The organism is Actinomyces sp. HMT897 (genome assembly GCF_016626125.1).
Classification (GTDB): Bacteria; Actinomycetota; Actinomycetes; order Actinomycetales; family Actinomycetaceae; genus Actinomyces.
On the sequence record NZ_CP067336.1, the window covers coordinates 1,000,395 to 1,022,619 of the forward strand.

At 71.4% G+C, this 22,225-nt stretch carries 20 protein-coding genes; 5 read left to right on the forward strand and 15 right to left on the reverse strand.

Annotation, left to right across the window (positions count from 1 at the left end; genetic code table 11):
• Positions 1 to 79 precede the first annotated feature (79 nt).
• Entirely contained in the window at positions 80 to 2,080 is a 2,001-nt protein-coding gene (gene glmS, locus JJJ15_RS04125; RefSeq protein ID WP_200511538.1) for a glutamine--fructose-6-phosphate transaminase (isomerizing), read from the reverse strand.
• 263 nt (positions 2,081 to 2,343) lie between these two features.
• Here glmS and coaA point away from each other — a divergent pair, with 263 nt between their 5' ends.
• Complete coding sequence (coaA, locus tag JJJ15_RS04130; RefSeq protein ID WP_200511927.1) at positions 2,344 to 3,348, forward strand: type I pantothenate kinase; 1,005 nt, start codon at positions 2,344 to 2,346, stop codon at positions 3,346 to 3,348.
• Positions 3,349 to 3,729: 381 nt separating this feature from the next.
• On the opposite strand, the gene JJJ15_RS04135 is transcribed toward coaA, so the two are convergent.
• Entirely contained in the window at positions 3,730 to 3,993 is a 264-nt protein-coding gene (locus JJJ15_RS04135) for a PLDc N-terminal domain-containing protein (protein WP_106109591.1), read from the reverse strand.
• Positions 3,994 to 4,359: 366 nt separating this feature from the next.
• On the reverse strand, positions 4,360 to 5,046 hold the full coding sequence (locus JJJ15_RS04140; RefSeq protein ID WP_200511539.1) for a hypothetical protein: 687 nt from the start codon (positions 5,044 to 5,046) through the stop codon (positions 4,360 to 4,362).
• Positions 5,047 to 5,233: 187 nt separating this feature from the next.
• On the opposite strand from JJJ15_RS04140, the gene JJJ15_RS04145 reads away from it, so the two are divergent.
• Complete coding sequence (locus JJJ15_RS04145) at positions 5,234 to 6,367, forward strand: ATP-binding cassette domain-containing protein (RefSeq protein ID WP_200511540.1); 1,134 nt, start codon at positions 5,234 to 5,236, stop codon at positions 6,365 to 6,367.
• The gene (locus JJJ15_RS04150; protein ID WP_200511541.1) at positions 6,364 to 7,197 is read left to right on the forward strand and encodes an ABC transporter permease; all 834 of its coding nucleotides are present in this window, start codon (positions 6,364 to 6,366) and stop codon (positions 7,195 to 7,197) included. The genes JJJ15_RS04145 and JJJ15_RS04150 overlap by 4 nt, the downstream gene beginning before the upstream one ends.
• Before the next feature lie 335 nt (positions 7,198 to 7,532).
• Here the strand turns inward: JJJ15_RS04150 and JJJ15_RS04160 are convergent, their stop codons facing one another.
• The 5 genes from JJJ15_RS04160 to JJJ15_RS04180 form a co-directional block, all read right to left on the reverse strand.
• Complete coding sequence (locus JJJ15_RS04160) at positions 7,533 to 10,901, reverse strand: AAA family ATPase (RefSeq protein ID WP_246742147.1); 3,369 nt, start codon at positions 10,899 to 10,901, stop codon at positions 7,533 to 7,535.
• Between the two features lie 128 nt (positions 10,902 to 11,029).
• Positions 11,030 to 12,394: a phosphoglucosamine mutase gene (glmM, locus tag JJJ15_RS04165; protein ID WP_200511542.1), complete on the reverse strand. Its 1,365-nt coding sequence runs from the start codon at positions 12,392 to 12,394 to the stop codon at positions 11,030 to 11,032.
• 472 nt (positions 12,395 to 12,866) lie between these two features.
• Complete coding sequence (gene rpsI, locus JJJ15_RS04170) at positions 12,867 to 13,361, reverse strand: 30S ribosomal protein S9 (RefSeq protein ID WP_106109597.1); 495 nt, start codon at positions 13,359 to 13,361, stop codon at positions 12,867 to 12,869.
• A gap of 41 nt (positions 13,362 to 13,402) precedes the next feature.
• Positions 13,403 to 13,846: a 50S ribosomal protein L13 gene (rplM, locus tag JJJ15_RS04175; RefSeq protein WP_106109598.1), complete on the reverse strand. Its 444-nt coding sequence runs from the start codon at positions 13,844 to 13,846 to the stop codon at positions 13,403 to 13,405.
• A gap of 282 nt (positions 13,847 to 14,128) precedes the next feature.
• On the reverse strand, positions 14,129 to 15,052 hold the full coding sequence (locus tag JJJ15_RS04180; protein ID WP_200511543.1) for a tRNA pseudouridine synthase A: 924 nt from the start codon (positions 15,050 to 15,052) through the stop codon (positions 14,129 to 14,131).
• Between the two features lie 615 nt (positions 15,053 to 15,667).
• Here JJJ15_RS04180 and JJJ15_RS04185 point away from each other — a divergent pair.
• Both JJJ15_RS04185 and JJJ15_RS04190 read left to right on the forward strand, forming a co-directional pair.
• A complete protein-coding gene (locus tag JJJ15_RS04185) occupies positions 15,668 to 16,426 on the forward strand; it encodes an ROK family protein (protein ID WP_200511544.1) in 759 nt (252 codons plus the stop codon).
• A 193-nt stretch (positions 16,427 to 16,619) separates the two neighbouring features.
• Complete coding sequence (locus JJJ15_RS04190) at positions 16,620 to 17,990, forward strand: NAD(P)/FAD-dependent oxidoreductase (protein ID WP_200511545.1); 1,371 nt, start codon at positions 16,620 to 16,622, stop codon at positions 17,988 to 17,990.
• A gap of 281 nt (positions 17,991 to 18,271) precedes the next feature.
• Here JJJ15_RS04190 and rplQ read toward each other — a convergent pair whose 3' ends face one another.
• The 7 genes from rplQ to JJJ15_RS04225 form a co-directional block, all read right to left on the reverse strand.
• Positions 18,272 to 18,889 carry a 50S ribosomal protein L17 gene (rplQ, locus tag JJJ15_RS04195; protein WP_106109602.1) on the reverse strand — a complete coding sequence of 206 codons (618 nt, stop codon included), beginning with the start codon at positions 18,887 to 18,889 and terminating at the stop codon, positions 18,272 to 18,274.
• 30 nt (positions 18,890 to 18,919) lie between these two features.
• On the reverse strand, positions 18,920 to 19,927 hold the full coding sequence (locus tag JJJ15_RS04200; protein ID WP_106109603.1) for a DNA-directed RNA polymerase subunit alpha: 1,008 nt from the start codon (positions 19,925 to 19,927) through the stop codon (positions 18,920 to 18,922).
• A gap of 140 nt (positions 19,928 to 20,067) precedes the next feature.
• Positions 20,068 to 20,469 carry a 30S ribosomal protein S11 gene (rpsK, locus tag JJJ15_RS04205; protein WP_106109604.1) on the reverse strand — a complete coding sequence of 134 codons (402 nt, stop codon included), beginning with the start codon at positions 20,467 to 20,469 and terminating at the stop codon, positions 20,068 to 20,070.
• Between the two features lie 69 nt (positions 20,470 to 20,538).
• On the reverse strand, positions 20,539 to 20,913 hold the full coding sequence (gene rpsM, locus JJJ15_RS04210) for a 30S ribosomal protein S13 (RefSeq protein ID WP_106109605.1): 375 nt from the start codon (positions 20,911 to 20,913) through the stop codon (positions 20,539 to 20,541).
• Positions 20,914 to 21,057: 144 nt separating this feature from the next.
• Positions 21,058 to 21,171 (reverse strand): 50S ribosomal protein L36, encoded by a 114-nt coding sequence (rpmJ, locus tag JJJ15_RS04215; protein ID WP_008729428.1) that lies wholly within the window; start codon positions 21,169 to 21,171, stop codon positions 21,058 to 21,060.
• A gap of 34 nt (positions 21,172 to 21,205) precedes the next feature.
• On the reverse strand, positions 21,206 to 21,427 hold the full coding sequence (gene infA, locus JJJ15_RS04220) for a translation initiation factor IF-1 (RefSeq protein ID WP_106109606.1): 222 nt from the start codon (positions 21,425 to 21,427) through the stop codon (positions 21,206 to 21,208).
• Positions 21,420 to 22,196, reverse strand: coding sequence for a signal peptidase I (locus tag JJJ15_RS04225; protein ID WP_200511546.1), 777 nt, complete (start codon positions 22,194 to 22,196; stop codon positions 21,420 to 21,422). The genes infA and JJJ15_RS04225 overlap by 8 nt, the downstream gene beginning before the upstream one ends.
• Between the last annotated feature and the right edge of the window lie 29 nt (positions 22,197 to 22,225).

Below are 22,225 nucleotides of genomic sequence, written 5' to 3' on the forward strand. Positions count from 1 at the left end.
AGCACCGCGCAGGGGGCCGGGCGGGGCTCCACCCCGTCCCCTGGGCTCCACCCCGCCCTTAGAGCAGGGACGGCCGGGCCTACTCCACGGTGACGGACTTGGCCAGGTTACGCGGCTGGTCGATGTCCAGGCCCTTGGCCCGCGCCAGGGCGGCGGCGAAGACCTGCAGGGGGACCACGTCCACCAGGGGGCGCATGAGGGTCGGGGTGTCCGGCACCCGGATAATGGTGTCGGCGACGGCCTCCACGGCGTGGTCGCCCTCCTCGGCGATGACAATGGCCCGGGCCCCCCGGGCGCGGACCTCCTGGATGTTGGAGAGCACCTTGCCGTGGAGCTCGGGGCGGCGCGGGGTGGGCACGATAATGAACACCGGCAGCCCGTCCTCCACCAGGGCGATGGGCCCGTGCTTGAGCTCCCCGGCGGCGAAGCCCTCGGCGTGGACGTAGGCGAGCTCCTTGAGCTTGAGCGCCCCCTCCAGGGCCACCGGGAAGCCCACGTGGCGGCCCAGGAACAGGAAGGAGGCCTGGTCGCACAGGGCCGCCCCCAGGGCCTTGACCTCCTCCTCCTGGGTGTCCAGGAGCCGCTGGATCCGCTCGGGCATCCGCCCCAGGTTCTCCAGGTAGTCGGCGACCTCGTCGGGGAACTTGTTGCCGCGCAGCCGGGCCAGGTAGAGCCCCAGCAGGTAGCAGGCGGTGATCTGGGCCAGGAAGGCCTTGGTGGAGGCCACCGCCACCTCGGGCCCGGCGTGGGTGTAGAGCACGGCGTCGGCCTCGCGGGCGATGGTGGAGCCGTAGGTGTTGACGATGGCCAGGACCTTGGAGCCCTGCTCGCGGGCGTGGCGCACGGCCTGGATGGTGTCCATGGTCTCCCCGGACTGGGAGATGGCCACGGTCAGGGTCTTCTCGCTGACCACGGGGTCGCGGTAGCGGAACTCGTGGGCCAGCTCGATCTCGACGGGGATGCGGCACCAGTGCTCGATGGCGTACTTGGCCACGTGCCCGGCGTAGGCGGCGGTCCCGCAGGCCACCACGATGATCTTGTCCACGGATCGCAGCACGGAGGGCTCAATGCGCATCTCGTCGAGCTCCAGCTCGCCGCCCGCGCCCACCCGCCCGCGCAGGGTGTCGGCCACGGCGGTGGGCTGCTCGTGGATCTCCTTGTCCATAAAGGTCTCGTAGCCGCCCTTGACGGCGGCGGAGGCGTCCCAGGCCACCTCCCAGGTGGTGGGCTCGACGAGGTTGCCGGCCTGGTCCCACACGCGGACCTCGTCGGCGGTCAGCAGCGCGACCTGGTCGTCGTCCACCTCGGCGGCCCGGGAGGTGAAGGCCACGAAGGCGGCGACGTCGGAGCCCAGGAAGTTCTCCCCCTCGCCCAGGCCGATGACCAGGGGGCTGGAGCGGCGGGCGGCCACGATGGTGCCGGGGGCGTCGGGGGTCAGGACCAGGAGGGCGAAGGTGCCCTCCAGGCGGGCGGCGACGGCGCGCACGGACTCCACCAGGAGCATTGCGGCCCGGTGGCCGGTGGCGACGGGGGCCGGGGCGTCAGCCGCAGAGGGGGCCTGGGCATCGGGACCGTCCGCGGAGGGGGCAGGGGCGCCGTCCACGGCGGGGACCGGGCCCAGGAGCCCGGCGGCGGCCAGGCGGGCGGTGTAGTCCAGGTCCAGGAGGTGGGCGACGACCTCGGTGTCGGTGTCGGACAGCAGCACCCGGCCCGCGGCCTCGACCTCGGTGCGCAGGGTGCGGAAGTTCTCGATAATGCCGTTGTGGACCACTGCCAGCCGCCCGGCGCGGTGGGGGTGGGCGTTGACGGCGGTAGGGCCGCCGTGGGTGGCCCAGCGGGTGTGCCCGATGCCGGCCGTGGCGGGGGCGGGCGGGTCGGCGTCCAGGGCGGCGCGCAGGCCCGCGAGCTTGCCGGCGACCTTGACCAGGGTGACCCCCTCGACCGGGTCGGTACCGGTGAGCAGCGCGACCCCGGCCGAGTCGTAGCCGCGGTACTCCAGGCGCCCCAGTCCGTCCATGAGGACGGTCAGGCTCCGGTTCGAGGGATCCAGGGGACCCACGTGTCCAACAATTCCACACATGGTCCCGATGGAAGCACGCCGCCAGGGCCCGCACAACCGGTCGCACCGGTGGTTCGTGTGATTCCCGTCGGCACCCTGACACCTGGTGCGAGATCGACCTGACAATGCGTCACACTTGACCAGTGAGCATCCCGTCCCCGGTCCCGGCGTCGCCCACCTCCCTGGTGCCCGACGCCGACGCCCGCCCGGCCGCGCCCGGCCAGATCGGCATCCTGGGTGCGCCCGGTATCGGCAGCGTGCCCCACCAGACTGGCTCCCCGGGTGTGCCCGGCGTCGGCAGCGCCTCACCCGACCAGCTCGGTACCGCGCCCGAGGTCGGCGCCTCACCCTACCTGGAGCTGGGGCGTGAGCAGTGGTCCGCCCTGGCCTCCACCACGCCCCTGCCCCTGACGCAGGCGGACGTGGAGAAGCTGCGCGGCCTGGGCGACCCCATTGACCTGGCGGAGGTGGACGCCGTCTACCGGCCCCTGTCCGCGCTGCTGGAGAACTACATCTCCGCCACCCGCGAGCGCGCCCGGCGCACCGCCGACTTCCTGGGGGTCAGCGAGCCCGCCACCCCCTTCGTGGTGGCGGTGGCGGGCAGCGTGGCGGTGGGCAAGTCCACCACCGCCCGCCTCCTGGCCCACCTGCTGGCGCGCTTCCCGACCACGCCGCGGGTGGACCTGGTGACCACCGACGGCTTCCTGCTGCCCAACGCGGTCCTGGAGCGGCGGGGTCTGACGGGGCGCAAGGGCTTCCCCGAGTCCTACGACCGGCGGGCGCTGCTGGAGTTCGTGGCGGCGGTGAAGTCGGGGGCGCCCCGGGTGGAGGCGCCGGTGTACTCCCACACCACCTACGACGTGGTCCCCGGGGCGCGTACGGTGGTGGAGCGCCCTGACGTGCTGGTCCTGGAGGGGCTCAACGTCCTCCAGCCAGCCCCGCGCCTGCGCCCCTCCGGGCCGTGGGGTCCCGCGCCCAGCAGCCTGGCGGTGTCGGACTTCATTGACTTCTCCATCTACGTGGACGCCCGCAGCCGGGACATTGAGCGCTGGTACCTGGAGCGGTTCCTGACCCTGAAGCATACGGCCTTCACCCGCCCCGACTCCTACTTCCGGCGCTTCGCCCAGATCCCCGACGACATCGCGGTGGACGCCGCCCGGGGGATCTGGGAGAGCGTCAACCTGGCCAACCTGCGGGAGAACATCGCCCCGACGCGGGAGCGCGCCACCCTGGTCCTGGTCAAGGACAGCACGCACCACATGAGCCGGGTCCTGCTGCGCAAGGCGTGAGGCGCCCCCGCCCAGGCCCACCGTCGCGAGAACGGTACTTATTGCTCGTGAGAACGGTACTTGTTTGCCGTGAGAACGGAGGACGTCCACGCCTCTGCAAGAACTCGTGCAACCCGTGGGAGAGCACCGCCCGACGCGGGGGCACTCCACGCTGCCCTGCCCGCGGCCCAGGCACCGCCGCGACGCGGGAGTGCACCACTCCGGTCCGGGTCAAGGACAGCACGCACCAGCCCTGCTGCGCAAGGCATGAGGTAGAGCGACGGCGCCCCAGAGGCTCGCCCCCGAGGCGGAGCTCCGGGTCCTTACCCCGGATCCTCACCCCGGGAGCGAGTCACCACGCAGCCGCACGTCCTGGACGCGGCTGTACCGGCACCTGGGCGCTCACGACCCTGACCGACGGCTCCGGGGCCTCTTCAGGATCTTGCTGTTCAGCAACCTGTCTCCCAGCCGCCAGCAGTACCACGCGACCGGCCCGACCCCCACCAGAATGATAATGACAGCGGTCCAGACGACCTTCCCGGCAGTTGGCATAGTGTTGTTCTGGCGCCACACCTGGACCAGCGCGACCACGGTCAGCACCAGGACAATGACCAGCACAATGACGTGCTGGGGGCTGTACACGATCGTCGTGGGTTCCTGCATCATCTTGTCCTTACCCAACAACACGTTATGACAATATTAATGGTAGCACTCCACCCTCGTCATCGTCACCCATTGACGGGGGCGGCTGGCGGACCTCAATGCCCTCGTTTTTCTAACGACTTTGTCACGACACCCCCGAAAAGCCTCTGACCTGCAGCTTCCCGGAGGCGAATAACGTTACACAACGTCAGCAAAACCTGGTTCGGGCCTCTTGCCTCAAGAACAGGCAGGTCAGGACAATCTCGCTATAAGCGAACACGTTTATTGCCTGGTCTGGGACCGGGTTCAGCGCCGCCGTCCTGACAGCCCCACCGGTTTACTTCTTAGACTCTTCAAATTGATAGGCCCCGATCGGCATCCCCTACCCGCTCACAGAACGCGGGTGGGGACCCTGACCACCTGCCGGGGCGGGAGCCGTCGGAGGGCATTGCAGCCGGAGGCCGAGATACCGACGCCGTCGTCGGCGAACCGGTACTCCGTGGTCACACCGCCCCACTCCCTGCGGTCCACGGGCCTGTGGGCCACCCAGAGCAGCCAGTCGCGGGCGCGGGCGACCTGCTCCTCAAGAGACCCCTGGAACCTCTGACTGGGGCAGCACCTGTCATCAGGCTGCAGGTACATGCACTGGCAGTGCATGGAGCCCACGACGGTCTGTTCCCCGTCGTAGAAGGCGCCCACGGTGAGCAGCACGTAACGGTCCGCCACCAGGTCGTACCAGGCCATGCAGCGCCCCTGGGGCTCGGCCTCCTCCATACCCTGGTACCAGTCGGGCGCCAGCAGCATGGGGCGCAGCTCCTCAGGCATAGTACGGCGCATGAGCGCGACCCACCTGGCCTCGGCGGCCGTCAGCTCCGGGGCCGGGGTATCCGAGACCGGGGCCTCCGGGGCCTGGTCCGCCGCGGTCTGCCCGTCCGGGACCATAGCACCCGGGGCCTCCGCGGTCTGCCCGTCTGGGACCGGGGTACCCAGGACCTCCAGGGCCGGGGTATCCGGAACCGCAGCATCTGGGGCCGGGACGCCAGCCATATCCTCTTTTGAGGGCTCCTTGGTGCTCACAGTCCCAGCCTAGACGGGGAACGTCCTTACCGGCAGGCCCGCCGGGACCGCGCCCGGTCCAACGCCCCACCCGGCGCCGGGCACCGTGGCTGGAGCACCAGCCCAAAAGTCCCGACCACCCGGCAGCGCCCATGCGTGAAAGCTGCTTGAAGGTGCTGTGAAACCGCGCGGGTCTACCGTGACGCCCATGAAGTCATCAGCACCTTCACGACCCTCCGAGTCCTCCGCGCAGCCACCCGCTATTGAGACCAGGGGCCTGACCCGCACCTTCGGCTCCTTCACAGCCGTCGACTCCCTGGACCTGACGATCCCCACCGGCATCGTCTACGGCCTGCTCGGCCCCAACGGCGCCGGCAAGTCCACGGCCCTGCGCATGATCACCACGCTGCTGGCGCCCACCCGCGGCACCGCCCGGGTCCTGGGGCACGACGTCGTGGCCGAGCGCCACGCCGTACGCAGCCTCATCGGGGTGACCGGCCAGTACGCCAGCGTCGACGAGATACTCACCGGGGTCGAGAACCTCCGCCTCTTCGGCCGCCTGCTGGGCCTGAGCCGGCGCCGGGCCCACGAGCGGGCCGACGAGCTCCTGGCCTCCTTCAGCCTGACGCAGGCCGGGGGGAAGCGGGTGAGCGGCTACTCCGGCGGCATGCGACGCCGGCTCGACCTGGCCGTCTCGCTCATCGCCACGCCCCCGCTGGTCTTCCTCGACGAGCCCACCACCGGGTTGGACCCGCGCACCCGCGAGCAGATGTGGGACGTCATCCGCTCCCTGGTGGCCGGCGGCTCCACCATCCTGCTGACCACCCAGTACCTGGAGGAGGCCGACCGCCTGGCCCACCAGATCGGCATTATCGACCACGGCCGCCTGGTGGCCGAGGGGACCCCCGACGAGCTCAAGGACCGGGTGGGCAGCAGCGCCCTCATCCTGACCCCGGCCACGCCCGAGGACCAGGCAGCCACTGCCGCGGTCATCGAGCGGGTGACCGGTCACGCGCCCGCCGTGGTCGACCAGGGCACCCACCTCCAGGCTCCCCTGAGCGAGGCGTCCGTAGCCACCGAGGTGCTCGTGGCCCTGCGCGACGCCGGTCTGCCACCCAGGACGGTCTCGGTGGACCGCCCCAGCATGGACGCAGTCTTTATGGCCCTGACCGGTAAGCCTCAGGGTCACTCCGGGCAAGAGGCCCCGGCCCGTGCAACAGCCCGCAAGGCGACGTCGGCGCCTGGCCCGGATGCAGCCGCAACCGCCCCGGCCAGCTCAGTCAGCCCGGTCGCCTCCCACCGTCCCTCCGCCCGCGCCTCACAGAACCAGGAGCAGTCATGACCTCCACCGCCTCTACGACCGCAACCGCCCCCACGACCGCCTACCGCCCCACCGCCTCCCGCTTTAGCGAGGCGCGACTGGTCCCGGACACCGCCGCCATGGCCTGGCGCTCCCTGATCACCATGGTGCGCAACCCCGGGGAGTCCTACGACATCCTCATCCAGCCGGTGATCTTCACCGTCATGTTCGGTCAGCTCTTCGGCGGGGCCATCGCCGGGGACGTCAAGGCCTACCTGCCCACGATCGTCTCCGGACTGGTGATCATCAACGCGCTCACCACCAGCCAGAGCGTGGGCGTGGACCTGCGCGAGGACATGGACAAGGGGGTCTTCGACCGCTTCCGCACCATGCCGATGTCGCGCATCGCCCCGGTTCTGGGCCCCATGGTGGCCGACGTGCTGCGCTACCTCATCTGCACCTCGCTGACGATCGCCACCGGCGCGGTCATGGGCTACCGCCCGGTCAACGGCTGGTCGGGAGCCGCCGGCGCCGTCGTCCTGGCCGGCGGCTGCGCCTGGGCCATCGCCTGGGGGTTCCTGTTCCTGGGGACGCTCTTCTCCTCGTCGCAGGCGGTCACCTCCTTCGCGGTGATCGTCCTGTTCCCCCTGACCTTCCTGTCCAACGCCATGGTGCCCACCTCGACGCTGCCGGGCTGGCTCAAGGCCTTCACCCGCAACAACCCGGTCTCGCACATTGTGGGCGGCTGCCGCTACCTGCTGGACGGGACGGGCTCGGCGGCCGACGTGCGCTCGGCCATTATCGGCTCATTCCTGGTCCTGGCCGTCATGGCGCCGTGGACAATCGCCCGCTACCAGCGGCGCAACGCCTAATACCGCCCCATCCCCCGCGAGAACGGTACTTGTTCGTCGTGAGAACGGTACTTGTTTGTCGCGAGAACGGTACTTATTCGTCGCGAGAACGGGCGGCGGCCAGGCACCCGGACCCGGCCTCGACACAGCGGCGGGGCGTCCGGAGCCTGCCCGGCGGCCAGTGCGCCCAGGCGACGGGCGGCCCCGCGCGGGTCATCCTGCTCCAGGCGGCGCAGGGCCGAAGTCTCGGCGCAGCGGCCCCCGCGCGGGGTATCCACGAGCTACTGTTCTTCAAGCAGTACCGAGCAGTACCGCAAGAGGCCCCACCGCGCGGGGCATCTGCAATCCTGCCCCGCTCAGGCGGCCTCGTCCGCCAGACGGCGGGCGAGGCCGGCCGCGTGCGCGAGGAGCCGGGCGCGGTCCAGGTGCCGAACCCGCTCCTCGGCCACGGCCATAGCCCGGTCGTCCAGCACGTGGGCGCGGGTGCGCAGGTAGTCGTGGGAGAGCAGGCGGCAGGTCTGGTTGGTGCCCACGGCCAGGGCGGTAGCCACCAGCTCGGCACCAGCAGCCCTACGATCCGCATCCCGACCCGTCGGGCCCACCGGACCCGTGCCCCTCATGGGCGCCTTCGGTGCCGCCACGGGACCCCCGTCCCGGCCCACCGGACCCGCGTCCTGACCCGCCTCCCGGCCTGTCTCCTGGCCAGCACCCCGAGCCTCCTCCCGGCCTGCACCCCGGGCCTCCTCCTGCCCGACGGCGGCCATGACCGACAGCCCCACGGCCGCCGCGAAGGCCATGACGGCAGGCACGTCGCGCTGCCGGGGGGCGGGGTCGGCCAGCATGTCGCGCAGAAGGGGCACGGCCCGGGCGCGGACGCCCCCGGCGTCCAGCTCGGCCGCCTCGGCCGCCTCGAGCTCGACGTCGGTGACCAGGCACATGCCCAGGATGTAGAGCTCCCACGGAGACCCCGCGCCCATGACGGTGCGCCACCTGCCGGCGTAGCCCAGGCTCGCGCGCTGGATGAGGGCGGCCTCGCGGGTGCGCCCTCGAACCAGCTCCAGCTCGCCGCTGACGGAGCGGGCCACAAAGCGCAGTGTTCCGGGCAGCGTGCTGAAGTCCGTCGCAGCCAGGAGGCCGGTGACCAGATCCTCCTCAGGGGTGAGGTAGACCTGGCAGTAGGCCCTGTCCAGCTGCAGCGCCTCCCGGTAGGAGGCTCCCCAGGCTGGCAGCAGGCGGTCCACCAGCTCCAGCGCCCGGGCGCACTCGTCGGCCACCTGCTCGTAGCGTCCCAGTGTCATGAGCACCTGGAGCCGGCTGGTGCTCAGCTCGAGCAGGTAGATCCCCGCCAGGTCCGCTCCCCGCAGCCGGTCCAGCAGGTTCTCGACGACCTCCAAAGCGGCCTCGGGTGCGCCCTCGTTCTCCAGCTGTGCGGCCAGGCAGCGACCCGCGGCCCAGGCCACCCACGGGTCGGCGTCGTGGACCAGCTCCGGCCACTGGCGGGCCGGGGCGCGCAGGAAGCGCCGGATGCGCGCCATGGACGGATCCTCGCCGTCGAGGGAGCGGGGCAGGCCCTCGCCGACCTGCTCGGGCAGGGGGCCGAGCAGCCCCGAGAGGCTGGCGCACAGGGTCAGGAGGCTGAGTCGGGCCTCGTTGCCGCGGGTGCTCCGGGCCGGCCGCACGGCCAGTGCGATGAGGCGCGGCGCGTAGTCGGCCGCGCGGTCGTAGCTCCAGTTGACGCTCCACAGCCTCATGAGGGCGGCCCCAATGGTGCAGGCGGCGTCCGAGCTACCGTCCTGGCCGGGGCCGCCAGCCGCCACCTGCTGCAGCACGCGGTCGAGCTCCTGGACCACGACCGCCTCGTCGTCGACCAGCTGCTGGAAGACGAGGTTCTGCCGCTCGGCCTGCGGGCTGCCGACGTCGCCGAAGCTGTGCCGGCCCAGGGGCAGGCGGACCTCGGAGCACACCTCGAGCACCCAGGTGCGCAGGCGCTCGCGGGCGGCCTCCTCCCCGCCGGAGCCGGCCAGCCGGGCCAGGGCGAAGTCCCTGACGGTGACGAGCATGTGGAAGCGGGGGACGCCGCCGCGGTCGCGCACATTGAGCAGGCAGTGGCCCGCCAGGGCGTCGAGGACGTCGGCTGCCTCGGGGCCGATGAGGGCCTCGGCGGCGGTGAGGGTGAAGCCGTCGGGCAGCAGCGCCAGGCTCGCCAGGCCGCGGCGCTCGGAGTCGTCGAGCAGGTCCCAGGACCAGGCGATAACGGCTCTCAGGGTGCGCTGGCGGGCCGGGGCGTCGCGCGCGCCCGTCAGCAGGTCGGGCCGGGCGGGCAGCCGGGCGGCGATCTGGCCCACGGACAGGGTGCGGGTCCGGGCGGCCGCCAGTTCAATGGCCAGGGGGATGCCCTCCAGGCGGCCCAGGAGCTCCTCGAGGTCCGCCCCGTCAATCACCTGGCCGGGCCGGGCGGCCAGGGCGCGGGCCCGGAAGAGGCTGTCACTGGAGGCGGGATCCAGGGGCTCCAGGCGGTAGACGTGCTCGGCGCCCAGGTCCAGCTGGCGGCGTGAGGTGGCCAGCACCCGCAGGTCCGCGCAGGTGGCCAGGAGGGGACCAATGAGGTCGGCCACGTCCCCCGCCAGGTGCTCGCAGTTGTCCAGGACGAGGAGCGTGCCGGGCGCGGCCAGGACGGCACCCAGGGAGGCGCGCGCCTCGGCGTCGGCCACCGGCGGGCTCCCCAGGGCGTCGAGCAGGACCCGCACCAGGTCGGCCCCGGGGGCGACGTCGGCCAGGGCGGCGACGTACACGGCGGGACGCCGGCTGCGGGCCGCCACCGCCTGGGCCAGTGTGGTCTTGCCCACACCGCCCGGCCCGGTGACGGTGACCAGCCGATGGGTGCCCAGGGCCTTGCCGACGGCCGCCACGTCGTCCTGGCGCCCCAGGAAGTGCTCGGGGACCGGCTCCAGGCCCCGGCGCACGGGGTTCTCCGCGGCCAGCGCCACCTCGTGCGCGGCGCGCGCCACCGGGCCCGGCACCGCCCCCTGCTCACGCAGGCGCAGGCGGTAGTCCTCGTAGGTCCTCAGGGCCACCGCGGGCGAGCGTGCCCAGGCCTGGGCACGTACGAGGGCGGCCAGGACGGTCTCGTCGTCAGGCTCACGCTCCGCCGCGGCCCGTAGCAGGGGCACGGCCTGCTCGTACTCACCGACGGCCTCCAGGGCGAGGGCCCGCTGCCGCCCAGCGGCCTCGGCGTGTGCGGCGGCACGCTCTCGGAGCCGGGCCAGGGGGCCGGGACGCCGGGCCCCACCACCCGCCGGCCCTGTCCCCGCCGGCCCTGTCCCCGCCGACACGTCCGCGTCCGTCCCGGGCAGGTCGTCGGTCAGCTCCAGGACCTGGTCCCACTGGCCGGTGGCGGCGCAGGCACGGGCCCGGGCCGCCCGGGCCGCCAGGTCCCGGGCGTCGACGTCCGAGGTCGCCAGCGCCAGCCGGTAGCCGTCACCGACGCGCTCGACCACGTCCTCCCCCACGGCCGCACGCGCCCGGGAGACGACGACGTGCAGGGCCCGCAGCGGGTGCGCCGGGGGATCCGCGGGCCACAGGGCCCCGACGATCGCGTCGTCGCCCATCCGGGCGCCCTCGCAGCCGGCCAGGGCGGCGAGGAGGTCCAGCGTCCGGCCGCTGAGCGCCCGGCCGCGCCACGTCGCCCCGTCACTCAGCAGGGACAGGGGGTAGGAGGGCGTCACGGGAGCATTCTGCCCCCTCCGACCCCACCCGGCCCACCCGACCCCGGTGCGCCCGGGGCGCGGCTCGCCGAGCCGGCGGTGGGCCAGCTCCCTCCAGACCCGACCCCGGTGCGCCCGGGGCACGGACCTCACAGGGCGAGGTTGGACCTGACGACGTCGGCCAGTCCCTGGGCCACGGCGTCGGACTCCTCCTGGGTGGCGGCCTCGACCATGACGCGCACCAGGGGCTCGGTGCCGCTGGAGCGCAGGAGCACGCGCCCCGTCTCCCCCAGGCGCTCCTCGGCCCGGGCAATGGCCTGCTGGACGCCGTCGTCGGTGGTGACGGCGGTCTTGTCCACGCCGCGGACGTTAATGAGCGTCTGGGGCAGGCGGGTGACGATGCTGGCCAGGTCGGCCAGGGACCTGCCTGAGCGCTTCATGCGGGCGGCCACGCGCATGGAGGTGAGGATGCCGTCACCGGTGGTGGCGTGGATGGTGTCGATGACGTGGCCGGACTGCTCACCACCCAGGGTGTACCCCCCGGAGAGCATCTTCTCCAGCACGTAGCGGTCCCCCACACCGGTCTGGACGACGCGGATCCCGCGCTCACGCATGGCCAGGAGCAGGCCGAGGTTGCTCATGACGGTCACCACCAGGGTGTCGGAGGCCAGGGTGCCGTCCTCCTTCATGCCCACGGCGAGCAGGCCCATAATCTGGTCGCCGTCCACCAGGTTGCCCTGGGCGTCCACGGCCAGGCAGCGGTCGGCGTCGCCGTCGTAGGCCACGCCCATGTCCGCGCCCACGGCGGTGACGTAGTTCTGGAGCTGCTCGGGGTGGGTGGAGCCGCAGTCGGCGTTGATATTGAGGCCGTCCGGGGAGGCGTTCATGGCGATGACCTCGGCGCCCGCGGCGCGCAGGGCGGCCGGCCCGACGACGCTGGCGGCCCCGTTGGCGGCGTCCACCACAATGCGCAGGCCGGAGATGTCGGTCCCCACGGAGTCCACAAGGTGGCTGATGTAGGCCTGGTCGGCCACCGTCTCACCCTTGATGACACGCCCGACGGCGGCGCCGGTGGGGTGGGGCAGCTCGGCGGACAGGGCCGCCTCGATCTGGTCCTCGACGGCGTCCTCCAGCTTGTAGCCGCCCCGGGCGAAGAACTTGATGCCGTTGTCGGGGAAGGGGTTGTGGGAGGCGGAGATGACCACGCCCAGGTCCACGTCCTGGCTGGCGGTGAGGTGGGCGATGGCGGGGGTGGGCAGGACGCCCACGCGGGTGACGTCCATGCCGGCGGCAGCCAGGCCGGCGCTAATGGCGTGGTCCAGGAACTCCCCGGACGCACGGGTGTCACGCCCGACGACGGCGCGGGGACGCAGGTGCCCGGAGTGGCGCGCGTGGGTCGAGTCGGTGGTGGCCAGGACCCGGGCGGCCGCCTGCCCCAGGTGCAGGGCGAGGTCAGGGGTGAGCAGGTCGTTGGCCAGGCCGCGCACACCGTCAGTGCCGAAAAGACGTGTCATGGGTAGTCCTCCTTGGTAGGAAACGCCCCCATCCTCCCACGTCACCCCCGTGCGCGCTCCCCTCACACTCCCATGGCCCGTCACCCTCCCAGGCGCGAGAACGGTACTTATTCCTCGTGAGAACGGTACTTGTTCCTCGTGAGAACGGGGCCGCACACCTCGCTGCCCCGCCCCACGGGCCTGGGCCGGAGCAGGCAGGCGCGGGCAGGTGCTGGGGCGGGCAGGCAGGCGGGCGCAGGCACGGGCGAGCAGGCACAGCCAGACGGGCGGGCAGGTGCCGAAGTAGTCACGTGGGCAGGCGGTAGGTGCCGGGACGGGCAGGCAGGTGCCGGAGCAGTCACGCGGGCGGGCGCGGGCCTGGGCCGGAGCGCACACAGGCCCCAGCCTCAAGACGACGCTGGCGACCACTCCTGGGAGCGGTCGCCAGCGTGGGCCATCGCGTACCGGGGCACGTCGCACCCGGTAGGCCCGGTCAGCGCTTGGAGTACTGGGGAGCGCGGCGGGCCTTGTGCAGGCCGGCCTTCTTGCGCTCCACGACGCGGGCGTCGCGGCTGAGGAAACCGGCCTTCTTCAGGGCCGGGCGGTTGGCCTCGCGGTCGATCTCGTTCAGGGCGCGGGCAATGCCCAGGCGCAGGGCGCCGGCCTGGCCGGACACGCCACCGCCGTGGATGCGGGCCACGACGTCGAAGCGGCCCTCAAGGTCCAGGATGGTGAAGGGGGCGCGCACGAGCTGCTGGTGCAGCTTGTTGGGGAAGTAGTCCTCCAGGGTGCGGCCGTTGAGGGTCCACTGACCGGTGCCGGGCAGCAGGCGGACGCGCGCGACGGCCTCCTTGCGGCGGCCCAGGCCGGCGCCGGGGGCGGTGACGGACTGACCGCGGCCAGGGGTGGAGTCCTCTGTCTCAGTGGTGTAGCTGGAGGGGGCGTTCTCCTCGTCCAGCGCGTCAATGTCGACGGTGTTATCAGACACTGTTGGTCCTTTGCTTGAGCGTGGTGCCGAGCGCTGCGCGCTTACTGGGCGACCTGGGTGATCTCGAAGGGCTGGGGGTTCTGCGAGGCGTGCGGGTGCTCGCCGCCGACGTAGACCTTGAGCTTCTTCAGCTGGGCACGACCAAGCTTGGTGTGGGGCACCATGCCCTTGATGGCCTTCTCCACGACGAACCGGGGGCGGGTGGCCAGCAGCTCGCGGTAAGAGGTGGCGGTGAGGCCGCCGGGGTAGCCGGAGTGGCGGTAGGCGAACTTCTTGTCCGCCTTGCCGTGGGTCAGGACGACCTTGTCGGCGTTGATAATGACGACGTAGTCCCCGCAGTCCTCGTTGGGGGCGAACTGGGGCTTGTGCTTCCCACGGAGCAGGATCGCGGCCTGAGCGGCCAGGCGGCCCAGGACGACGTCGGTGGCGTCAATGACATACCAGTTCTTCTCGACGTCGCCGGGCTTCGGTGTGTACGTGCGCACGGGCGTTGCCTTCGTTTCTCTTGGCGTGTGGGCGCGCGAAACGGCGTAGAAGCGTCACTGTTCCGCGAGACCACCATGGTCAGGTGAGTGGTCGGAGCACAGGCGATCCGGGGCGAGTGGGACGGCACCGCAGACGCACTCGTGTGCTGCACGACGGTTCCCCACCATACCGGCGCGCCGGACAGGGGGTCAAAAGGTCCGGCCGACCGGCTGGCGTGAATCGTAACACTCAGGTACCGCCCCGAGTCGGGGCCGGAGAAGGGCCCACACGGCCCGGGGCCTCTAGTCGCAGCCGCACCCGGCGGCAGCAGGCAGTGTCCGCAGGACGCGCGCCCGCTCGGCCTGGACGGCGAGCTCAGCGTCGACCGGGTAGGTGACCTCCTCCAGGGTCAGCCCGTGGGGTGGCGCGACCGGGGCCGCCGTCCGACGTGAGCGAGCGACCAGGAGCGTGCCGGGCCAGTCGGGCCCCTTGCGCCCCTGCCCCACGGCCAGGGCGGCCCCGACCAGGGAACGGACCATGGAGTGGCAGAAGGCGTCGGCCTCGACCTCCAGGGTGACCAGTCCGGCGTCGGCCCCCTGCTCCACCCGCCGCCAGGTCAGGGACCGCAGGGTGCGCACAGTGGTGGCGCCCTGTCGGGGCCTGCAGTAGGACAGGAAGTCGTGCTCCCCGAGCAGGGGTGCGGCGGAGTCGGCCATGGCGCCTACGTCCAGGCAGCCGGGGACCCACAGGACGGTGGCGCGGCGGGCGGGGTCGCGGGGGGCCAGGGCGTCGGCCACCCGGTAGGTGTAGCGGCGGGACAGGGCGGAGAAACGGGCGTCGAAGGCGTCCGGGACCACGGCGGCGGCGCTGACGACGACGTCGCTGGCCCCCCGGGGGACCGCACCGAGTCCGTGCCCGCCGGCACTGGTCTGGGCCTCACGGGCCAGGACCCCGGCCAGTCGGGTCAGCAGCGCCGCCTGGGGTGCGCGGTGGGAGCGGCCGGGCAGTCGCCCCCAGGCCTCCTCGTCCACGTCGAGGTGGGCCACCTGGTGGGCGGCGTGGACACCGGCGTCGGTGCGCCCCGCCACGGTCAGGCGTACGTCCTGGCGCAGGATAGTGGCAAGGGCGCTGGTCAGGACCCCCTCGACGGTGCGCAGGCCGGGCTGGGCGGCCCAGCCGCTGAAGGCGGTGCCGTCGTAGGCGAGGTCGAGGCGGAGACGAGGCATGAGCACATCCTCCCACCCGTCCTGAGGCGGGATCAGGAGGGTTATGCACGACCTCGGTGAGACCGTCCCGGATTTTGACGCAATCTGAGGATCAGAACCGGACCCACCCCGCCCCAGCTTCTGTACACCTAATGTCCACGCAGGTCACGGGCCCAGGCTCCGGCGCGTCCGGGGGTGCCCTCCGTTCTGATCCTCAGATTGCGACAGGTGCGAGGATCCGCAGTGACAGACGCAGGAATCCGCAGCGACAGACGGTAGAGAGATAATGCGATAAATCAAATAATCAACCTAGGTTTACGTCAGGACCCGCCACAGGTACCCCGAGCAGCCCCTCCAGCACCTGTCAGCTATTGGGGAACGCGCCCTGCCCACCGCGGACGCACGAAGGTCGCCTCCAGGCTCCCGGGCCTGACCCAGAACACACCCCTACTCACCGCGGACGCGCCCTGCCCACCGCGGACGCGCCCTGGACGGCCTCCGCGGTGAGCCTCCCCACGACCAGGGCAGGCCAATGGCGCAAGGAGCCAGCCGCCCGTTCTCACGAGCAATAAGTACCGTTCTCGCGACGAATAAGTACCGTTCTCGCGGAGGAGAGCGGGCCGCTACCCTGGGGCGGTGAGCAGCAACACGACCCTGTCCGTCGACTGCGGGGGCGGCGGGATCAAGGCCTCCGTCCTGAACAGTGAGGGCGCCATGGTCTCCCGCGCCGTCCGCACCCCTACCCCTTACCCCCTGCCCCCGGACCTCCTGGTGGAGACGATCGCGGGCCTGGCCGAGCAGCTGCCCACCGCCTCGCGGGTCACGGTAGGCATGCCGGGCATGATCCGCCACGGGGTCGTGGTGGCCACCCCCCACTACGTCACCAAGGACGGCCCCCGCTCCCGGGTCCTGCCCCACCTGGTGGAGGCCTGGCTGCGGTTCGACATGGGCACCGCCGTCAGCCAGCGCCTGGGGCTGCCCACCCTGGTGCTCAATGACGCCGAGGTCGCGGGCGCCGGGGTGGTCACCGGCCACGGCCTGGAGATGATCGTGACCCTGGGCACAGGACTGGGCAACGCGGTGTTCGACAACGGCGCCCTGGCCCCGCACGTGGAGGTCTCCCAGGGCCCGGTGCGCTGGGGCCTGACCTACGACGACTACATCGGCGAGCACGAGCGCCTGCGCCTGGGGGACGCCCACTGGTCGCGCCGGGTGCGCCGCGTGGTGGACGCCCTGCGCCCCATGTACCTGTGGGACCGCCTCTACCTGGGTGGCGGCAACTCCCGGCGGATCACGTCCGCCCAGCTGGCCAGGATCGGCGACGACGTCGTGGTGGTGCCCAACGAGGCCGGCATGACCGGCGGCGCCCGCTGCTGGGACATGGTGCGCCCCTAAGCCACGCCCAGGCCGCCACACCCAGGATGCCGCGGACGGCGCACCCGGGACGCTGCACCCAAGCCGCCGCAGACACCGCACCCAAGCCGCCACACACCCAGCTACCCCCGGCCACCTCCTCGGGCCCCACCAGGGACGGGATTTTTGTAAGATCTCCATACCGTATTTCCCTCCCCGAGGACAGTGAGGACCCATGAGCGCACACCGCGTCGTCATTATCGGCTCCGGGTTCGGCGGACTCTTCGCCACGCAGGCCCTGCGGCGCGAGGACGTCGCGATTACCGTCATCGACCGCACCAGCCACCACCTCTTCCAGCCCCTGCTGTACCAGGTCGCCACCGGCATCCTCTCCGAGGGGCAGATCGCCCCGAGCACCCGCGAGATCCTGACCCGCCAGAAGAACGCCAGGACCGTGGTGGGCCTGGTGGAGGACATTGACACCACGGCCCGCGTGGTCCGCTGGCGCCACCACAACGACCAGCACTCCACGCCCTACGACACCCTGGTCGTGGCCGCGGGGGCGGGCCAGTCCTACTTCGGCAACGACCACTTTGCCGTCTTCGCCCCCGGTATGAAGACCATTGACGACGCCCTGGAGCTGCGTAGCCGCATCTTCGGCGCCTTCGAGATGGCCGAGATCGAGAAGGACCCGAAGCGCCGGGCGGCCCTGCTCACCTTCGTCGTGGTGGGTGCCGGCCCCACCGGGGTGGAGATGGCCGGCCAGATCCGCGAGCTGGCCAGGGACACCCTGCGCGGTGAGTTCCGCCGCATTAACCCCGGCGACGCCCGGGTCATCCTGCTCGACGGCGCGCCCCACCCCCTACCGCCCTTCGGCCGGGGGCTCGGGGCCAAGACCCGCGCGGCCCTGGAGCGCCTGGGCGTGGAGGTGGTCATGCGCTCCGTGGTCACCGGCCTGGACGCCGAGACGGTCACCGTCAGGAACCTGGACACCCAGGAGGTCTCCACCATCCACTCGGTGTGCAAGGTCTGGGCCGCGGGCGTCCAGGGCTCCCCCCTGGGCCGGATCCTCGCCGAGCGCACGGGCGCCGAGGTGGACCGTGCCGGCCGGGTGGTGGTGGACAAGGACCTCACCGTGCCCGGGCACCCTGAGATCTTCGTCATTGGCGACCTCATGAGCGTGCCCGGGGTACCGGGAGTGGCCCAGGGGGCCATCCAGTCGGGGCGCTACGTGGCCCAGGCGATCCGACGCCGTCTGCGGGGCAAGGAGCCCCAGGGACCCTTCACCTACCGGGACAAGGGCTCCATGGCCACCATCTCGCGCTACCGGGCGGTGGTCAAGATCCGCCGTCTGGAGGTGTCCGGGTTCGTGGCCTGGCAGATGTGGTGCTTCCTCCACCTGCTCTACATCGTGGGCTTTAAGAACCAGTTCTCCACGCTCATGGACTGGTTCTTCAGCTTTATCTCCGGACGACGTACCGAGCGCACAGTCACCAACCAGCAAATGGTGGCCCGCCTGGCCCTGGAGACCCTGGGGGCCGGCTCCTCGGGGAGGCTGGTGGCCGGCCAGGACGTGCTGGCCGAGGAGCGCCACGACCACGACTAGGCCAGCGGACCCGGCCCCGGGGCCACCCGCACCCGAGGCAGCCGTTCTCACGACGAACAAGTACCGTTCTCACGGCAAACAAGTACCGTTCTCGCGAGCAATAAGTACCGTTCTCACGAGTAGGGGCCCGGTCACCTCTGGAGGTGACCGGGCCCCGTGCGCTCACGCGGAGGACGTCGGCTCAGGCCCTGGCCGCGCCCTTCTTGGCGACCGCGCCCTTCGTGTCGGCCTCAGTCTTGGCGGCCTCAGGCGCCTGGGAGATGGCAGCCTCCGCAGCAGCCTCAGCCTTCCGCAGCAACCTTGGCGGCGGCCTTAGGCGTCTCCTCGGCGTCCGCGTCCTTCTGGGCGGCCTCAGTCTTCTCAGCGGCCTCGGCGTCAGCGCCCTTCGTGGCGGCCTCGGCGTCCGCGCCCTCCTCAGCCTCGGCAGGAGCCTCCTCAGCGGCCTCGGCAGGAGCCGCCTCGGCCTTCCTCGCGGCGACGGCCCTCTGCGCGGCCCGCTTGGCGGTGGTCACGGCGTCATCCACGACCTCCTTCTTGGCCACCGGCTCCAGGACCAGGGAGATCACGGCCATGGGGGCGTTGTCGCCCCTGCGCGGCATGGTCTTGATAATGCGGGTGTAACCGCCGTCGCGCCCCTCAAGCTGGGGGGCAATCACCTCGAAGAGACGGTACACGGCAAACTTGTCCGTGATCTTCTTCATCACCGTGCGCCGGGCGTGCAGGTCGCCACGCTTGCCCTTGGTAATGAGCTTCTCCACGTAGGGGCGCAGGCGCCGGGCGCGCGCCTCCGTCGTCGTAATGGACTCGTGGACAATGAGCTGGGTGGCGAGGTTGGCCAGCATGTGGCGCTCGTGCTGGGCGCTTCCGCCCAGGCGGGGACCCTTGGGGGGGCGAGGCATTGTTGTCTCCTAGTAGTTGACGAGCGGCTCTCAGGCCTGCTGCTCGTCGCTGAACGTGGGGTTGTTGGTGAAGTCGTCGTCCTCAGGATCGAAGTCGACCGGGGTGCCCTTGAGGGCCAGGCCCAGATCGGCCAGCTTGTCCTTGATCTCGGAGATCGACTTGGCACCGAAGTTACGGATGTCGAGCAGGTCGGCCTCGCTGCGGGAGACCAGCTCGCCAACGGTGTGAATGCCCTCACGCTTGAGGGCGTTGGAGGAGCGGGCCTGCAGGTCCAGCTCGTCAATCATCATGGCGAGGTCCTCCTGGAGGGCCTCGTCCACCGGGGAGGGACCCACCTCAATGCCCTCGGCCTCGACATTGAGCTCCCGGGCCAGCCCGAAGAGCTCCACGAGGGTCTTGCCGGCGGAGGCCAGCGCGTCACGCGGGGTAATGGAGGCCTTGGTCTCCACGTCCACCACCAGGCGGTCAAAGTCCGTGCGCTGCTCCACACGGGTGGCCTCGACGGCGTAGGACACCTTCTTGACCGGGGAGTAGATCGAGTCCACCGGGATCCGGGAGATCTCCGCCTGCGGGTCCTTGTTCTGGTTGGCGGACACGTAGCCCCGGCCGCGCTCGACCGTCAGCTCGATCTCCAGCTTGCCCTTCTCGTTGAGGGTGGCGATCACCAGCTCGGGGTTGTGGATCTCGACCCCGGCGGGGGGCGTGATGTCGCTGGCGGTGACGTCCCCGGGGCCGGACTTGCGCAGGTACATGACCACCGGCTCGTCGTTCTCGCTGGAGAGGACGATCTCCTTGATATTGAGGATGATCTGCGCGACGTCCTCCTTGACCCCCTCAATGGTGCGGAACTCGTGGGGGACGCCCTCAATGCGCACGCTGGTCACTGCCGCGCCCGGGATGGACGACAGCAGCGTGCGCCGCAGGGAGTTGCCGAGGGTGTAGCCGAAGCCGGGCTCAAGGGGCTCGAGGACAAACCGCGAGCGGCGGTCCTCCTCGACGACCTCCTCGGTGAGCGTGGGTCGCTGTGCGATGAGCACGTGGTTTCCTTTCGTCGCGGCGCCCGCTATATGACGCCGTTCCTGCTGGTGGTGGGGCGACGGCGCGGCCGCGCCCGGTGCCCCGGCGGGGCCGGTGGCCGACGACGGGCCGCTGCGTGCCCCGGCGTCGGCCACCGGGCTCAGACGTGGCGACGCTTGGGGGGACGGCAGCCGTTGTGGGCCTGGGGGGTGACGTCGGTAATGGAGCCGACCTCCAGGCCGGCGGCCTGCAGGGAGCGGATCGCGGTCTCGCGGCCCGGACCGGGGCCCTTGACGAAGACGTCGACCTTCTTCATGCCGTGCTCGGCGCCGCGGCGGGCGGCGGCCTCGGCGGCCAGCTGGGCGGCGTAGGGCGTGGACTTGCGCGAGCCCTTGAAGCCGACCTGCCCGGAGGAGGCCCAGGCGATGACCGCGCCGTGGGGGTCGGTCAGGGAGACAATGGTGTTGTTGAAGGTGGACTTAATGTAGGCGTGGCCGTGGGCGACGTTCTTGCGGTCCTTGCGGCGCACCTTCTGCGCGCCAGAGCGGGTCTTGGGAGGCATGTTTCCTTCTTCGTGATGAGATCGTGTGCGCGCACCGGGGCGTCTGACGCCTGTGCGCAGGCGGTTGCTTTACTTGGCCTTCTTCTTACCGGCCACGGTGCGCTTGGGGCCCTTGCGGGTACGCGCGTTGGTCTTGGTGCGCTGGCCGTGCACCGGGAGGTGACGGCGGTGGCGCAGGCCCTGGTAGCAGCCGATCTCGATCTTGCGACGGATGTCAGCCTGCACCTCACGCCTCAGGTCACCCTCGACCTGGTAGCTGGAGTCAATGTGGGTGCGCAGCCTGACGAGCTCCTCCTCGGTGAGGTCCTTGACGCGCGTGTCCGGGTTGACGCCCGTCGCGGCCAGGGTCTCGGTGGCGCGGGTGCGGCCGATCCCGAAGATGTAGGTGAGTGCGACCTCGACTCGCTTCTCGCGAGGCAGGTCGACACCGGAAATACGTGCCACGGTGTGGTCTCTCCTGTGTGCTCCCGGAGGTCGTCACCCGTCTGTCCGCGTATCGGCCCCGGCCTCCGGGAACCGGGGGTCGCGACGCTGCGCGCCGCGTGGGACGGGTGCTGTTCGGCGGCCACCTGGGTGGCCGGGTGGTGCTCAGCCCTGACGCTGCTTGTGGCGCGGGTTGGAGCAGATGACCATGACGCGGCCGTGGCGACGGATCACCTTGCAGCTGTCACAGATCTTCTTCACGCTCGGCTTGACCTTCATGATTGCCCTCCGCCGCCCCGTGAGGGGAGGCTTGTCACTTGTACCGGTAGACGATGCGGCCGCGGGACAGGTCGTAGGGGCTCAGCTCCACGACCACACGGTCCTCGGGGAGAATGCGGATGTAGTGCTGCCGCATCTTTCCGGAGATGTGCGCGAGCACAATGTGCCCGTTGTTCACCTCCACCCGAAACATTGCGTTCGGAAGGGCCTCGACGACCGATCCCTCGACCTCGATGACGCCATCCTTCTTAGCCATGTTCCTCCGCCGGTGCTTTCTCGCTCGAACTCCCCGACGACGACGCCGTCGGGTCAGCGCCCCCGCCCCCCTGCTCCACCTGCGAGGGGGAGTCCCCAGGGGATGGCCTGGGCGCGCCGACTGCCAACGATACGGCAGCATCCCGCTCCCCCTCCAGGCCAGAAGGCGCGTGATCGCGGTGTTTCCGGCCACATCTGCGGCGCTCCCTCAGGGCGGCGACGACCTGCCAGGTGGCGTAGGCCAGCAGCGCCACCCCGGCCAGGAGGCGCCCGACCTGCTTGACCTCGGGTCCCACCAGGGTCAGCAGGCGCCCCAGGACCGGCACGTGGTAGCGCTCCAGGCCCAGGACCTGGGCGGGCCTGACCGGGGCGGGGTCGGGGGCGGCGTTGGCGTCCCCCTGGATGGTGTAGGTGGTCGTGCCGTCGTCGAGCACGTTGAGCGAGACGATCCGGTGGGTGACCAGGTCCCTGCCGCCGGTGGCGCTCTGGTAGGTGACCACCGAGCCCACGCTCAGGCGGGTGGCCTGCTCCTCGCTCAGCGGCCGCACCACCACCAGCGAGCCCGCCGGGATGGTGGGCGCCATGGAGCCGGTCAGGACGGTCAGGGGCACCCAGCCCATGACGGTGGGCACCAGGGAGGCCAGGGCCACCACCGTCAGCGCCCCCAGGCCGACGACGGCCTCCAGCGCCCCCACGCCCCAGCGCAGCGCGCGCGACCGGGCCAGCCTCCTGACGGGGGAGGCGGACCCGGTCGGGACTGCGTGTCGCATGGGGGCGCCACCGGCTCACGCCGGGCGGC